Genomic DNA, 14639 nt, shown 5'->3' on the forward strand with positions numbered 1-14639 from the left:
ATGACTGCAATGATTTCCGACACGATTTACCAAAGCCTCAGCCAGCGGATCATCACCGGAGAGCTGGCAGCCGGTGAAAAGCTGCGGCAGGATCATATTGCCCGAACCTTCGATACCAGCCATGTTCCGGTGCGCGAAGCCTTGTTGCGGCTTGAGGCGCATGGGTTGGCCCGGCATGAACCACGCAAGGGAATGCGGGTTACGGCGCTGGACCCGGCAGAGGTTCGGGAGGTGATCGAAATGCGCGTGGCGTTGGAAACGCTGGCGTTGCAGCAATCGATGCAAAACATGTCTCCGGTCGCGCTGGAGAAGATCGAAAACGCACGCATCGCCTGTGACGAGGCGCAGTCGATGCCGCAATGGGAGGCTCTGAACAGAACGTTTCATCGCGCCATCCTGACACCTTGCGGGTTGCCTCGGCTTTTGCACGCAATCGACGATCTGCATATCGCAAGCGCACGCCATTTGTTCGCGCAATGGCGGTTGAAATGGGTGCAACGGGCTGACACGGATCATGCGGCCATCGTGCGGGCGTTGAAGCGCAAGGAAATGGCCACAGCAACGGCGATCCTGACCCGCCATATCCGGCGCGCAAGCTGATGACCCTTTGCCTCAGACGCAATTGGGCCCGTCTACGTCGCATTGCGCCATGGGTCGGGCTTGCGTATAGGCCAAATCAACGTGAACAGATTCTGTAGGGAGACACCCCATGTCCAACGCGCAACTGGAAGCCGCCATCGAAGCCGCCTGGGAGGCACGCGAGACAATCACGCCCGCCACCGCAGGCGAGCAGCGCGAGGCGATCGAGGATACGCTGAATGCGCTGGACAGTGGCTCGCTGCGCGTGGCGGAAAAGCTGGAAACCGGTGACTGGCACGTGAATCAATGGGCCAAAAAGGCGGTTCTGCTGGGCTTCCGTATCAAGGACATGGAAATCCAGCCGGGCGGTCCGCAGGACGGCGGCTGGTGGGACAAGGTAGACAGCAAGTTCGCCGGTTGGGGTGAAAACCAGTGGCGGTCTGCCGGGTTCCGCGCGGTTCCAAACTGTGTGGTTCGCAAGTCGGCATATATTGCACCGGGCGTGGTGCTGATGCCGTCTTTCGTGAACCTCGGGGCCTATGTTGACGAAGGCACGATGGTTGATACCTGGGCCACCGTCGGATCCTGCGCGCAGATTGGCAAGAATGTGCACCTGTCGGGCGGCGTTGGCATTGGCGGAGTGCTTGAGCCGATGCAGGCTGGCCCAACCATCATTGAAGACAATTGCTTTATCGGCGCGCGCTCGGAAGTGGTCGAGGGATGTATCGTCCGCGAAGGCTCGGTTCTGGGGATGGGAGTGTTCATTGGTAAGTCCACCAAAATCGTGGACCGCGAAACCGGAGAAGTCGTATATGGCGAGGTTCCGCCCTATTCGGTTGTGGTCGCGGGTTCCATGCCGTCAAAGAACAATGTCAGTCTCTATTGCGCGGTGATCGTGAAGCGGGTTGACGAAAAGACCCGCTCGAAAACGGGCATCAACGAATTGCTGCGGGACTGATCGTTCTGGGAATGTCATAAGGCCGGAGCAGTTACGCTCCGGCCTTATTTGTTCTTTGGGTCAGGTCGGCTAAGGCAGATACCAAGCTTGTGGCCCTAGCCTGCCTTGAAGTGCTGCTTAGCGGCTCTCACCCTGCATGGCTTCCACTTCTGTGCTTCCTGTATTTATTTCAGCTCTATCGGATTTGCCACCACCTTCGGTTTCACCATAGCCGCCGGATTCAACTCAACAGCTTTTCAGGCCGGAGGCCTTCAATCAATGAGGGAGGTCGAGACTCGCGTTCACTGAGTCTCTCTCCCAGCTTATCCCTTGATCGGATATCGGTCCGGTTCCTCGAAAACATCGATGACTCGCGTGCCAGCCTTGATTTTGCCGCCATGTTCCACGCCTGACGGGATCGAATAACTGTCGCCCGAGCGGTAGGTCCGGGTCTGCCCGTCGATGGTCAATTCAATCTCACCCTCGACCACTGTGCCCCATTGGGCTTTGTGAGAATGTAAGGGCAATTCGAAATCCTGAAGAAACGTAAAGAACGCCACCAACCCTGCATCCGACCGGATCACGGCCGTTTGCACCACGTCGTCGGGGAACGGTACGTCGAGGCTGGGAAAACTCGCTATGAAATCTGGGTAGGGCATGAAGACGTCCTTTGTATTCGGGATCGGTTTATTCCGGGTACTATGGGGGCAAGGCGGGGCTCCTGCAATTGTTGGCTGCTTGACCGCGAACCGGCGCGGGGCTATGGCCCGGTGCATGGAGAAGCAAAAGAAACCCTCGCGTCAGCAAGTCTATACCCTTCTGGTCCAGATTGGCCGCAAGGAGGGCGACGGGCTGCCTGATGGGGCGACCGGTGCGGCGCTGATGTGCTATGCCAGCGGCGTGGATGAGGCCGAGGCCGTGCGTGAGACGGTCGCGATCCTGAAGCAGGCCGACACCGCACCGCTGGATGTCACCGGATACGGCACATTGGCCGAGCGTGAAGCGCAAGGTCACGATATCGAGGCGGACGAACGTGCGCTGATGCAAAGAGCATTGGATGAAAACGCAGTGATCGTCGCGCAGATGACACCGTTTTTCGGAGACGAGGCGCAGGCCTAGTTCCGCGATCCGAACCACTTGCGATAGATTTCGTCATAGGTTCCGTCTTCGCGCAAGCCAAGCAATGCCTGGTTTACATCCTCGACCAGAGGTGATCCGGTCGGGAAAGCGATGCCGTAGTTTTCGCGCAGGAAAACACCACCTGTCATCGACGCAATGCGCCGCCCTTCATGGGCCGCAAAATAGGACAGGATCGGCGCGTCGAATACGACGGCATCCAGATCTTCGGCCTTGAAAGCGTCCAGCATCTCATTCAGCCCCGGATAGCTGGTAAACTCGATCTCGCGCCGGTTCAGAAAACTTGCCGCAGTCGACCCTGATATTGTCCCGACAGTCTTGCCGTACAGGTCGTTCACCGAATTCACGCTGCCGGTAATGGCGTCCACAGTCATGACCGAGGTGATGCGGGCGGTGAACACCGAAACGATGAACAAGGATGACACCACCAGCACGACACCCAACATTCGACCGAACGGAGTGCGCGGCATTCGCTCTTCGAACCCGCCATTCACAACCAAGTTCAGCGCCCACCAGAACGATGGGAACCACGCTTCGTTCAAGTCGCGGTCGAAATAGGGTTGGGCGCGGCGTTCAAAGCTCCACATCAACATGCCGCCACCGAGGAGAATGGCAAAGGCCAGCCCTATGGCGATGAACAGTTCTTTCGAGAGCAGGGCCTGCAACAGCGATGGTTTTCGTACCGCGTCCGAGGGTACCATGATCTGAAGACCCGCTTCGAAGATCGGCTGAGAGAAATCCATTTGCGTTTCACGCAGGGCGGTGATCGAGATATTGGCGATGGCAAGGTCTGCAGATCCGCTCTGCACGGCACCCAACATGTCAGAAAACGCCTCGACGCGGTTGACCGTGTAGTCCCAGTTCAGAGCCTCGGCCAAAGCCGCCAGCAAATCCATAGAGAAGCCGGTTTCGTCGCCATCCTCGACATAGGAAAATGGCGGGCGGGTCACGGTTGTGACCGAAAGGGACTGTGCCAGGCTTTGCTGTGCGATGACGGCGAAAGTCAGGCAGATCAGTGCGAAGAAGGCGCGCTTCATATTCAATTCACCTGTTTCGCGGCCCTGTAACGCGAATTTGTGGCGGGCGGCAAGGTGGTCGCAGGGTAAAGTGTCATGTTTTATTGGGGTGTCGCTTTGATATCTAAATATTCGGATGACCGTTTTTTTACGGATTGGGGTTGGAAAACCGGCCAAATCGTTGAATCTGTGCGCGAACCCGCGTCAGACACAGTTCCAGAGGCCCCCGCATGACTGATCCCGTCCAATTGACAGCCGAACTGATCCGTTGCCCTTCGGTCACACCCTCAGAAGGCGGAGCACTTGTTTTGCTTGAGACGGTGCTGTTGGAGGCAGGTTTCGATTGCACGCGCGTCGATCGCGGCGGTATCAGCAACCTTTTCGCGCGTTGGGGGCAGAAAGGTCATGCGCGCAGTTTCGGATTCAATGGTCACACGGACGTCGTCCCTGTCGGAGACGAAGCTGCCTGGACTGCGCCGCCCTTCGGGGCCGAAGTGCGGGATGGGGTGATGTATGGGCGCGGCACTACCGATATGAAATCCGGAGTTGCGGCTTTTGCGGCTGCCGCAATGGATTTCGTGCGTGACACCCCTCCGGATGGGGCAATTGTCCTGACAATTACTGGTGATGAGGAAGGCGATGCGTTGGACGGCACCACTGCGCTTCTCGATTACATGAAAGGCGCGGGTGAGTGTATGTCGGTCTGTCTGGTAGGTGAGCCAACATGCCCGAACAAAATGGGTGAGATGATCAAGATCGGTCGCCGGGGTTCAATGACTGCGTGGTTTAAGATTACAGGTGTGCAGGGGCATTCGGCTTATCCCCATCGGGCCAAAAACCCGCTGCCCGCAATGGCGCGGCTGATGGACCGGCTTGCCAGCCATGAACTGGACCAGGGCACGGACCATTTCGACGCCTCCACGCTGGCTGTTGTCACCATCGACACTGGAAACGCCGCGACCAACGTGATCCCGGCGCAATGTAGCGGCGCGGTCAATATCCGCTTTAACGATCTGCATTCCGGAGCCAGCCTGAGTGACTGGTTGCAGTCAGAGGCGGATCAGGTGGCAGCTCAGTACGGTGTCGAAATCGGTGTCACGATCAGTATTTCGGGTGAAAGTTTTCTGACCCCACCAGGGCCTTTGTCGGATCTGGTGGCCAAAGCGGTCGAAGCCGAGACCGGCGTAACACCCGAACTGTCGACAACCGGGGGCACTTCGGATGCGCGCTTTGTCAAAGACCATTGTCCGGTGGTGGAGTTCGGCTTGGTCGGGCGCACGATGCATCAGGTGGACGAGTGCGTTGAGGTCGCGCAGATCGAGCAGCTCAAATCGATCTATACCCGTATCCTGACGGATTATTTTGCCTGATCCATGCAGCGCACATTGGTGATCATGGTCAAGGAACCCAGACCGGGTCGTGTCAAGACGCGGCTGGGGCGCGATATCGGCATGGTTGGTGCCGCGTGGTGGTTTCGGCATCAGACCCGCGCCTTGATCCGCAGGCTACGTGATCCCCGTTGGCAGAATGTGCTGGCCGTGTCGCCCGATGCAGAAGGCCTTGTAAGCCGTGTCTGGCCCGTTGACCTGCCACGCGCGCCGCAGGGTTCCGGCGATCTGGGGGACCGGATGAAGCGGATGTTGCGCGGAATGCCCAAGGGGCCGGTTTGCCTGATTGGTGCGGATATTCCGGGTATTTCGCGTGCACATATTGCCCGTGCATTTGGTGCGCTTGGGCGATCCCAGATGGTGTTCGGCCCCGCGCCGGATGGCGGCTATTGGCTGGTCGGTGCGCAGCGTTATAGCGCGCTGCCCGCAGGTCTGTTCCGGGATGTGCGCTGGTCGACAGAACATGCTTTGGCCGACACACTTGCCTCAATCCCAAACTGCCGTGTGACCCTGCTGGACCAACTGCGCGATGTGGATACGGTTGCTGATCTGAAACCCTGAGGTTTTTTGGTCATGACGCGGTCGCAAACGCATGCTACGCCGGAAGCATGACTCGCATCCCCACCAAGCAGGAGGTCCTTGACTGGATCTCGGCGAACCCCACCCTGACCTCGAAACGCGACATCGCCAAAGCCTTTGGTATCAAGGGCGCGGATCGCATTGACCTCAAGCGCATCCTCAAAGAGCTTGAGGCCGAAGGACACCTTGAAAAACGCAAGCGCAGCTATCGCGATCCAGACCGTCTCCCACCTGTCAGTGTCTTGCAGGTGAAGGCCCCGAATACCGATGGTGATCTGTTTGCCCGTCCACTGGAATGGCATGGCGAAGGCGTCGAGCCCATCGTTCTCGTCATCGCGCGGGCCAGCGACCCGGCTCTGGGTGAGGGTGACCGCATTCTGGCCCGCCTGACCGTCGTGCACGAAGAAGATCACAATTACGAAGCCCGCCTGATCCGCCGAATCGGGACCAACCCGCGCAAGATCGTGGGCATATTCCGCAAAGGGGCCGAAGGGGGCAGAATCGTTCCTATCGACAAGGCAGGCCAGACTGAATGGCTGGTTGCCGATGGCGCGGTGCATGGTGCCAAAGACGGCGAATTGGTCGAGGCCGAACAGGCCGGGCCAAAAAACCGCATGGGCCTGCCGCGCGCGCGCATTGTTGAACGGTTGGGTGATCCGACCGCGCCCAAGGCTGTTTCGCTGATCGCGATCCACCAGCACGGTATCCCGGATGACTTTCCCGACAAGGTCATTGCCGAGGCAGACAATGCCAAACCCGTTGGCCTGAAGGGCCGCGAGGACCTGCGGGATATGCCGCTGCTGACCATCGACCCTTCGGATGCGCGCGATCGTGATGATGCCTGTTACGCGCACGCGGATGAAGACCCCAAGAACCCGTGTGGACATGTGATCTGGGTCGCTATCGCCGATGTTGCTGCTTATGTGTTGCCCGGCTCGGCCCTGGACCGCGAGGCGCGCAAGCGGGGCAACTCAAGTTATTTCCCCGACCGCGTGGTGCCGATGCTGCCTGATCGGCTGTCGGGTGATCTGTGTTCCCTGCATGAAGGCGTCCCGCGTGCCTGTGTCGCTGTGCGGATGCAGATTGACGCGAACGGTAACAAGATTGGTCATCGTTTCGTGCGGGGGTTGATGCGTTCGGTTGCGTCGCTGAACTATGCCGAAGTGCAAGAGGCCATCGACGGCAACCCGAACGACCGCACCGGGCCATTGGTGGAAACGGTCTTGAAACCGCTTTATGCCGCTTATGCCGCGCTAAAGAAAGCGCGGGCTGTGCGACAGCCCCTGGAACTGGACCTGCCCGAGCGTAAGATCGTGCTCAGCGAGACGGGTCATGTTGAAAGCGTGGCGTTCCGCGACCGGTTGGATGCGCATCGGTTGATCGAAGAGTTCATGATCCTCGCCAATGTTTCGGCTGCCGAGACACTGATCGCCAAGCGCCGTCCGCTGCTGTTTCGCGTGCACGAGGAACCCGCGCCCGAGAAGCTGGAAAGCCTGCGTGAAACGGCGCAGGCCGCCGGATTGAACCTTGCCAAGGGGCAGGTGCTGCAAACCCGACACCTGAATGCGCTGCTGAACGCCGCCGCCGGGACCGAGGATGCGGAACTGATCAACTTGACCACCCTGCGGTCGATGGCACAGGCCTATTACAACCCTGAAAACTTCGGCCATTTCGGGCTGGCGCTGCGGAACTACGCGCATTTCACCTCGCCGATCCGGCGCTATGCCGACTTGGTCGTGCATCGGTCGCTGATCTCAGCCCACGGTTGGGGCACGGACGGTTTGACCGAAGACGAGATTACCCGGCTCGAAGAAACGGCGACTCATATTTCAGATACCGAACGCCGATCCATGATGGCTGAACGGGACACGACTGATCGCTATCTGGCCGCGTATCTGAGCGAGCGTGTCGGCAATGAATTCACGGGCCGGATCAGCGGCATTGCCCGGTTTGGTGCATTTGTCAAAATGGACGAAACCGGCGCGGATGGCTTGGTTCCGGTGCGATCATTGGGGCGCGAGTTCTTCCATTTCGACCGCGAGGCCGGGACACTTATGGGGGCGGACACGGGGCTGATTATCGCCATCGGCCAACGTGTCACCGTTCGACTGACCGAAGCGACACCTGTGACCGGTGGGTTGGAGCTGGAGCTGCTGTCCATTGACGACCAGGCCCTGCCGCGCGGACAAGGGCCAAAAGGGCGATCATCCCGGCGCAAAGCGATCAGCACCAAGCGCAAGAAAGACAAGATCAAGCGCAAGGTCGAACGCAAACGCCGTCAGAGGTGATAGGTCAACGCCCGGGCAATCAGCCATCCGTGGCGTGTTGGATCGATTTGTGCGGTGTCATCAAACAGAACGGCACGGGTCCCATCTATCCGGTCCTCGCCCGGAAAGGCGGAAGTGAAATCGCTTATCAACCGGCTCTGACAGTGCACAAACAAGGCGAAACTTGCCGATTTGTGCGCGCCCAGCCGGATCGTTGACCCTTTGGGCGCAAGATAGGCGGGCTGACCCCAGCGCAGTTCCTCTTGCACCGTGGGGACAGCAGGCAGAGAGGCTGCCGTGTCAAACACAAGCGCCCGCAAGGCCAGAGCCCCCGCACGGGAATGCGGGGGCAGGGCTTCAAAGGCCGAAGCGACCAAAGGATTCTCAAAGGGTTTCATGCAATTGGTATCGCCTGTTCCAACCGATCAACGTAACTGTTCAGCAGGTTATCCTGTTTGATCCGGCGGGTCAGGGGGGTGTCCGCAGGTGTGGCGCGCATTGCGGCAAGCATTGGACCAACGCTCATGTCAGCCGATGTCGGCCGGTCCCCAAGCAGGAAAGAGGATTGCCACAGATAGGCTGAGATCGCCTCGAGGTCACGTTCGATCCGGTCCAGCCGTTCGGACAACGAAAACCGCCCGATTCCCTGTGACGTAATCCCCTTCAGAACGGATTTCCGGATCGCATTGGATGCCGGTTTCCGGATCAACGCCGGAATTCCGGTAAAGAACGTATCACGCAAGATCGGCCAGACTTCGTCATTGCCCCAACGATCCAGAACGATGTGAAAATACAGATGCTCTTCGGCCATGCGCACCAGGGCGCGGGACTGCGCCTTTTCGACATCTGTCAACCCTTTGTCGAAATCCGCGCCCTGCTGTTCCAACCATTCGCGGATCAGGTCGCTGTCCGGAACCAGGCGTTCCGGCGTCCGCAAAACGGGCAGCTTCTGGTGGGGCATCTTGCGGGGGTCAAGCATATCCGAGCGTTGCCAGGTCTGGCCGGACTGCTGAAGCATCAATGCTGTCTTGACGCAGAAGGGGCTGGCACTGAACAGGCCGAAGGCGGAGGGGAAGGTGAGAAGGGTCAGCATTATGAGGCTCCGTGTCATTGTGTGCTGACTGAGTATCGGGACCTAATGACAGTTTCTGTCATTAGGGGTAAGCTATTGTACATCATGTCCCGCACCGCCCGATTGTTCCAACTTATGCAAGCCCTGCGTTCTGGCCCTTCGCCCAGAACATCCGAACAGCTGGCGCAGGATTTGGGTGTTTCGGCCCGAACAATTCATCGGGATATTGATGCATTGCGCGGACTGGGTGCCGTGATCGATGGCGAAGCGGGGTTTGGCTTTACCCTGGTCGAGGACGCAACCCTGCCCCCATTGGGGTTCACTGATGATGAGCTTGAAGCGTTGGTTCTGGGCCTGCGCGAAGTTCAGGTGATTGGCGATCCGGCTTTGTCGGGCGCAGCGGGTACGGCCCTGCGGAAACTTCAGGGACGCTTGCCGCAACGCCAGTCCCATCGGCTCAGCCACGCGGTTCTGGCTGCTACGCGGTTCAACCGCCCGCCTGAACCCACGATTGACGTGGCCACTCTGCGTCAGGCGACGTGGGATGAGCGCGCGGTTGAGTTTTTCTATACGGACGCGAAAGGCGATGCCACGCACAGGCGCGTCAACCCTTTGAGCATCGTCTATCTGGATCACTCGAACGTGTTGTTGGGCTGGTGCCACCTGCGACAGGATTTTCGCGTTTTCCGGTTGGATCGCTTGCAGGACATGTCAGTGACCGAACAAAGTTTCAGGCCGAACCGCGTGCCCCTGCTGCGCGAGGCATTGGAACGCATTCGGGCAGAGCGTGCCGCGCAGGAGCGTGAGGCGAACGTCTGAGCACTTTGTGAATTTCCGATTTTGCGCTACCCTGTGGTCGAGCAGTAATCAGGAAAAAACGGAATGCGAAAATGCGTAGGCGGCGTCATGACCGTCGCATTGTGGGCATCCATAGTGCAGGCGGAACCAATAGAAAACTCCAGATGGGCAGGCGGCGGGAAATCGCGCGATGTGCTGCAACTGGCTTCGGCGGATGTAACCGTTTCGATCCGCCCGGTCTCGCGCCCGTTGATTGAGGCCTTGCCCGTGGCTTCCGCGACAACGGCACGGTTTCAGTCCTGGCTCGGCGCCTTTCAGGGCCGTGCGCGACGGCAGGGCATTTCGCAGGGAACACTGACTCAGGTGTTTTCGGGGATGAGCTATGACGAAGATGTCCTGGAACGGGATCGCCATCAGGCCGAGTTTTCGAAACCCATCTGGGAGTATATTGAAGCCGCAGTGTCAGAAACGCGCCTGTCGAACGGGCGCGCCGCCCTGCAGCTACATCGGCAGGTGTTGAACCGGATCGAGGCTGAATACGGTGTCGAAAAAGAGGTGGTCGCTGCCATCTGGGGGCTTGAAACCTCGTTCGGGTCCTATCGCGGCAGCAGTCCAACGCTTCGTTCATTGGCAACGCTAGCCTTTGATGCGCGGCGGGCACAATTCTTTGAAACGCAGCTGGTCGCTGCCCTGCGGATCGTGCAGGCTGGCGATATCAGCGCCGGCAACATGCTTGGCAGTTGGGCGGGCGCAATGGGGCATACGCAATTCATGCCCACGTCATATCTGGATCACGCGGTGGACTTCGACGGTGATGGCCGACGGGATATCTGGTCGGATGACCCGACGGATGCGCTGGCTTCGGCGGCGTCTTATCTGGCGCGGCATGGTTGGACCAGGGGTCAGCCATGGGGCGTGGAGGTGCGTTTGCCCGCCGATTTCGATTACGCCTCAGCCCGTCGTGATTTTACGCTGATGCCGACCGAATGGGCTGCAAGGGGTGTCGTGGCGCGGGATGGCACCGTCGTGCCGGATCATGGGAAGGCCGCGATCCTGCTTCCGGCCGGAAGTCAGGGCGTTGCGCTGATGATTTTCGAAAATTTCAACGTGATCGAGGCGTATAACGGGGCCGATGCCTATGTGATCGGCATCGGGCATCTGTCTGACCGGCTTGCAGGGGGCGCACCGTTTCAATCCGGCTGGCCGCGCGGCAATCGGGTGCTGAGCTTTACCGAGAAAAAGGAATTGCAGACCCGTCTGACGGATGCGGGCTTTGACACAAAGGGTGTCGACGGGCGCACCGGGCCAAATACGATCAACGCGGTTCGGGCGTATCAACTGGCGCAGGGGCTGGTCTCGGACGGATACCCCACGCCAAACCTGTTGGAGAGGTTGCGGTAAAGAAAAGGCGGCCCGAATGGGCCGCCTTTGAAGACGCATAAGTCGCTAAATCAAGATGCGGCTTTCATCAGCCCTTGCGCAATGATCTCGGCCTGCGCTTCGTCCAGCGACTTGTAGATCCGCACGAACATCTCGTCGATATCCGCAGGTGTCAGGATCAGCGGGGGTGAGATGATCATCCGGTCGCCGACATGGCGCATGATCAGGTTATTGGCAAAGCACCGATCACGGCAGATATAGCCGACCGTGCCGGGTTCGGATGCGAATTTGGCGCGGCTGGCTTTGTCCGGGGTCAGCGCGATGGATGCCATCATGCCAACGATCTTGGCCTCACCCACCAGCGGATGATCTGCCAGTGCCTCCCATTTCTCTTTCAGATAGGGGGCTGCAACGTCGCGCACATGCTCAACGATCTTCTCTTCTTCGAGGATGCGCAGGTTCTCCAACGCCACGGCGGCCGCGACCGGGTGGCCGGAATAGGTATAGCCGTGGTTGAATTCGGTACCGCCGATTACTTCGGCAATTTCGTCGTTTACGATGGACCCGCCGATGGGCGCATAGCCCGAGCTAAGGCCCTTGGCGATGGTCATGATATGCGGCTTGATGCCAACGGTTTGCGACCCGAACCAGTTGCCTGTCCGGCCAAATCCGCAGATGACCTCGTCAGCTATCAGCAGGATATCGTACTTGTCGCAGATACGCTGAATTTCCGGCCAGTATGTATCGGGCGCCACGATTACACCGCCTGCGCCCTGAACCGGCTCGGCGATAAAGGCGGCGACCCGGTCTTCGCCCAACTCTTCGATCGCCTCTTCCAGCTCGCGCGCGCGGGCCAGACCGAATTCTTCGGGCGACATATCGCCGCCTTCGGCCCACCAATTGGGTTGGTTAATGTGGTGGATATTCGGGATCGGAATGCCGCCCTGCGCGTGCATCCCGGCCATACCACCCAGCGAGGCCGAACCCACGGATGAGCCGTGATAGGCGTTCTTGCGGCTGATGATGATGTTCTTGTCAGGCTGGCCTTTCTGGGCCCAGTAGGTGCGCACGAGGCGGATATTGGTATCGTTTGCCTCGGACCCGCCTGCTGCGAAAAAGACATGGTTCAGATCGCCCGGTGCCAGTTCGGCAATCTTGGCGGCTAAAGCAATCGCGGGGACGTGGGTCGTTTTGAAGAAGGTGTTGTAATAGGGCAGCTCGCGCATCTGGCGCGCGGCAACATCGGCCAGCTCATCACGCCCATATCCGATATTGACGCACCACAGGCCTGCCATTGCATCCAGAATTTCCTCGCCTTCGCTGTCGGTCAGATAAACACCATTGGCACGTGTGATCACGCGCGCCCCTTCCTTCCCCAGCGCACCATTGGCCGAGAAAGGGTGAATGTGATGCGCGGCATCCAGCGCCTGCAATTCGGCGGTCGGCATGTGGTTGGTGATGGTAGACATCGGAGAATCTCCTACAAGAACGCAGTTGGCGAACACAATATGATCAAATTTTTTCCTGTCAATCGAATCAAGTTAGATCAGACAGACGTCAATGCTTCTGCCATCAGGTCCATACCTTGTTCGATGTCCTGAGCGGTTGCCTTTGCGGTCATTTCAGCGTCACCGACACGCAAAGCAGCAATAATGTCCTTGTGGCGATCCGGAAGGCTCTGAGTGCCGAAGCGCCCGCAGACAACACGCAAAGAAGGGCCAAACCGCAACCAAAGTCTTTCGGCCAGGTCACTGAGGATCGGCGCGTTTGCAAAAGAATACAGCGTTTCGTGAAAAGCCTGGTTCAAACGCAGATAGCCACCGACATCGCCATCTGCGATCATGCGATCCAAATGCCTGTCCAAACGTTCCAGTTGATCAATGTCCTGTGTTTTCAGGTTGGCGGTTGCACGTCTTGAAAGCTCTGATTCTATTGAAATTCTGGCGAAGATCATCTCTTCGATATCGTTGGAGTTCAGCAGCGGTACACTGACGCGCCGATTGCCCTGGAAAACCAACCCTCCATCCGAGATCAACCGGCGAATCGCTTCGCGGACCGGAGTCATGCCAACACCCAGCGAATCAGTCAGACCCTGGATTGTGACGGGCTGACCTGGGACCAGTTCACCGAACAGGATCTGTGATCTGAGCGTTTGATAAACCTGCTCATGTGCGGGCTGTTTCCCTTTGTCGAATGTCGACGCAGATGCCTTATTTTTGATCAAATCCAATTGGTTCTTCCCATTTCGACTAAGCCTGACTTGTCAGGTGACAGGCCACGTGAAACCATACGCTGGATCGAGGGAAAACGCAAAACTTGATCAAATCCAAAAAAACGGGAAAATACCCGTACACTTGCAGGGAGAAGAATATGACAATCAAAACGCTGACCATGACAGCGGTCATCGCATTGGGGACTTCGGCGGCATTTGCCGAAGAGGTGCGTGTTTACAACTGGTCCGATTACATCGACGAAGAACTGCTGAGCAAGTTCGAAGCAGAAACAGGTCTGACCCTGATCTATGACGTGTTCGACAGCAACGAGGTTCTGGAAACCAAAATGCTGGCTGGTGGCTCGGGCTATGATGTGGTGGTGCCGTCAGGAACATTCCTTCAGCGCCAGATCCAGGCCGGCGCGTTTCAGCAGCTGGACCAAAGCAAGCTTTCGAACGCCGGAAACCTTTGGGATGTAATCGAAGAGCGAACCGCCGGTTATGACCCGGACAACGCGTATTCGATCAACTACATGTGGGGAACAACCGGGATCGGCGTGAATGTCGGTAAGGTCAAAGAGGTTCTGGGCGACGACGTTGCTCTGAACAGCATGGATCTGGTCTTGAAGCCCGAGAACATGGAAAAGCTGGCCACTTGCGGCGTGCATTTCCTGGATGCCCCGGCCGAGATCATTCCCATGGTGCTGCAATACCTTGGTGAAAACCCCGACAGCCACGACGCGGACGTGATTGGCAAGACCGAAGCGGTTCTGACGGCGGTCCGCCCGCATATCCAGAAATTCCACAGCTCGGAATACATCAATGCACTGGCGAACGGCGATATCTGCGTTGCTGTGGGCTGGTCGGGTGACATCCTTCAGGCACGCGACCGTGCTGCAGAAGCAGATAACGGTGTAGAGATTGAATACCACCCCTTCGCCGAAGGGTCGCTGATGTGGTTCGACCAGATGGCAATTCCTGTCGATGCTCCAAATCCCGAAGGCGCACACACGTTCCTCAACTTCATTCTGGACGCCAACAACATGGCGGCGGCATCGAACTATGTGTATTACGCCAATGGCAACAAAGCGTCTCAGGAATTTCTGGAAGAGGACGTGATCGGCGATCCGGCCATCTATCCGGATGATGCCACGATGCAGAACCTGTACATCACGACACCTTATCCGGCGAAAACACAGCGGGTCGTGACGCGTCTGTGGACCAAGGTCAAATCGGGCACCTGATCCGAATTGCACCGGCAGGGCGGCGCCGCC

General features: G+C 58.4%; 15 protein-coding genes. 9 read left to right on the plus strand and 6 right to left on the minus strand.

All coding sequences use genetic code 11. From position 1 onward, the window contains the following. Positions 1–600, plus strand: a complete 600-nt coding sequence (locus ACR0BZ_RS13985; protein ID WP_209598385.1) for a GntR family transcriptional regulator — start codon at positions 1–3, stop codon at positions 598–600. A 109-nt stretch (positions 601–709) separates the two neighbouring features. Next, complete coding sequence (gene dapD, locus ACR0BZ_RS13990; RefSeq protein ID WP_480920514.1) at positions 710–1537, plus strand: 2,3,4,5-tetrahydropyridine-2,6-dicarboxylate N-succinyltransferase; 828 nt, start codon at positions 710–712, stop codon at positions 1535–1537. 302 nt (positions 1538–1839) lie between these two features. Here dapD and ACR0BZ_RS13995 read toward each other — a convergent pair whose 3' ends face one another. Then, the gene (locus ACR0BZ_RS13995; RefSeq protein ID WP_209598382.1) at positions 1840–2175 is read right to left on the minus strand and encodes a cupin domain-containing protein; all 336 of its coding nucleotides are present in this window, start codon (positions 2173–2175) and stop codon (positions 1840–1842) included. 115 nt (positions 2176–2290) lie between these two features. On the opposite strand from ACR0BZ_RS13995, the gene ACR0BZ_RS14000 reads away from it, so the two are divergent. Then, on the plus strand, positions 2291–2635 hold the full coding sequence (locus ACR0BZ_RS14000; RefSeq protein ID WP_209598381.1) for a hypothetical protein: 345 nt from the start codon (positions 2291–2293) through the stop codon (positions 2633–2635). On the opposite strand, the gene ACR0BZ_RS14005 is transcribed toward ACR0BZ_RS14000, so the two are convergent. After that, positions 2632–3690 carry a transporter substrate-binding domain-containing protein gene (locus tag ACR0BZ_RS14005; protein ID WP_480484152.1) on the minus strand — a complete coding sequence of 353 codons (1059 nt, stop codon included), beginning with the start codon at positions 3688–3690 and terminating at the stop codon, positions 2632–2634. The two genes, ACR0BZ_RS14000 and ACR0BZ_RS14005, sit on opposite strands and share 4 nt — an antisense overlap. A gap of 209 nt (positions 3691–3899) precedes the next feature. Between ACR0BZ_RS14005 and dapE the strand changes: the two genes are divergently transcribed. From dapE to rnr, 3 genes are read left to right on the plus strand one after another with little or no spacing between them, the layout of a single operon-like run. Next, positions 3900–5039, plus strand: a complete 1140-nt coding sequence (gene dapE / locus ACR0BZ_RS14010) for a succinyl-diaminopimelate desuccinylase (protein ID WP_480920515.1) — start codon at positions 3900–3902, stop codon at positions 5037–5039. Positions 5040–5042: 3 nt separating this feature from the next. Further along, complete coding sequence (locus ACR0BZ_RS14015) at positions 5043–5618, plus strand: TIGR04282 family arsenosugar biosynthesis glycosyltransferase (protein ID WP_480920516.1); 576 nt, start codon at positions 5043–5045, stop codon at positions 5616–5618. 47 nt (positions 5619–5665) lie between these two features. Further along, positions 5666–7924 carry a ribonuclease R gene (rnr, locus tag ACR0BZ_RS14020; RefSeq protein ID WP_480920517.1) on the plus strand — a complete coding sequence of 753 codons (2259 nt, stop codon included), beginning with the start codon at positions 5666–5668 and terminating at the stop codon, positions 7922–7924. Here rnr and ACR0BZ_RS14025 read toward each other — a convergent pair. Then, positions 7915–8301, minus strand: coding sequence for a DUF1801 domain-containing protein (locus ACR0BZ_RS14025; RefSeq protein ID WP_480920518.1), 387 nt, complete (start codon positions 8299–8301; stop codon positions 7915–7917). The two genes, rnr and ACR0BZ_RS14025, sit on opposite strands and share 10 nt — an antisense overlap. After that, positions 8298–8996: a glutathione S-transferase family protein gene (locus ACR0BZ_RS14030; protein WP_480920519.1), complete on the minus strand. Its 699-nt coding sequence runs from the start codon at positions 8994–8996 to the stop codon at positions 8298–8300. Before ACR0BZ_RS14030 ends, ACR0BZ_RS14025 begins: the two co-directional genes overlap by 4 nt. Before the next feature lie 84 nt (positions 8997–9080). On the opposite strand from ACR0BZ_RS14030, the gene ACR0BZ_RS14035 reads away from it, so the two are divergent. Both ACR0BZ_RS14035 and ACR0BZ_RS14040 read left to right on the plus strand, forming a co-directional pair. Next, positions 9081–9794, plus strand: a complete 714-nt coding sequence (locus ACR0BZ_RS14035; RefSeq protein ID WP_480920520.1) for a helix-turn-helix transcriptional regulator — start codon at positions 9081–9083, stop codon at positions 9792–9794. Positions 9795–9881: 87 nt separating this feature from the next. Then, positions 9882–11174 (plus strand): lytic murein transglycosylase, encoded by a 1293-nt coding sequence (locus ACR0BZ_RS14040; RefSeq protein WP_480920521.1) that lies wholly within the window; start codon positions 9882–9884, stop codon positions 11172–11174. Positions 11175–11224: 50 nt separating this feature from the next. Here the strand turns inward: ACR0BZ_RS14040 and ACR0BZ_RS14045 are convergent, their stop codons facing one another. Continuing rightward, positions 11225–12622, minus strand: a complete 1398-nt coding sequence (locus ACR0BZ_RS14045) for an aspartate aminotransferase family protein (RefSeq protein ID WP_480488565.1) — start codon at positions 12620–12622, stop codon at positions 11225–11227. 77 nt (positions 12623–12699) lie between these two features. After that, positions 12700–13383 carry a GntR family transcriptional regulator gene (locus ACR0BZ_RS14050; protein WP_209505019.1) on the minus strand — a complete coding sequence of 228 codons (684 nt, stop codon included), beginning with the start codon at positions 13381–13383 and terminating at the stop codon, positions 12700–12702. Between the two features lie 140 nt (positions 13384–13523). Between ACR0BZ_RS14050 and ACR0BZ_RS14055 the strand changes: the two genes are divergently transcribed. Beyond that, entirely contained in the window at positions 13524–14609 is a 1086-nt protein-coding gene (locus ACR0BZ_RS14055) for a polyamine ABC transporter substrate-binding protein (RefSeq protein WP_267363696.1), read from the plus strand. Positions 14610–14639 lie beyond the last annotated feature (30 nt).

The organism is Ruegeria sp. P8 (genome assembly GCF_056534665.1).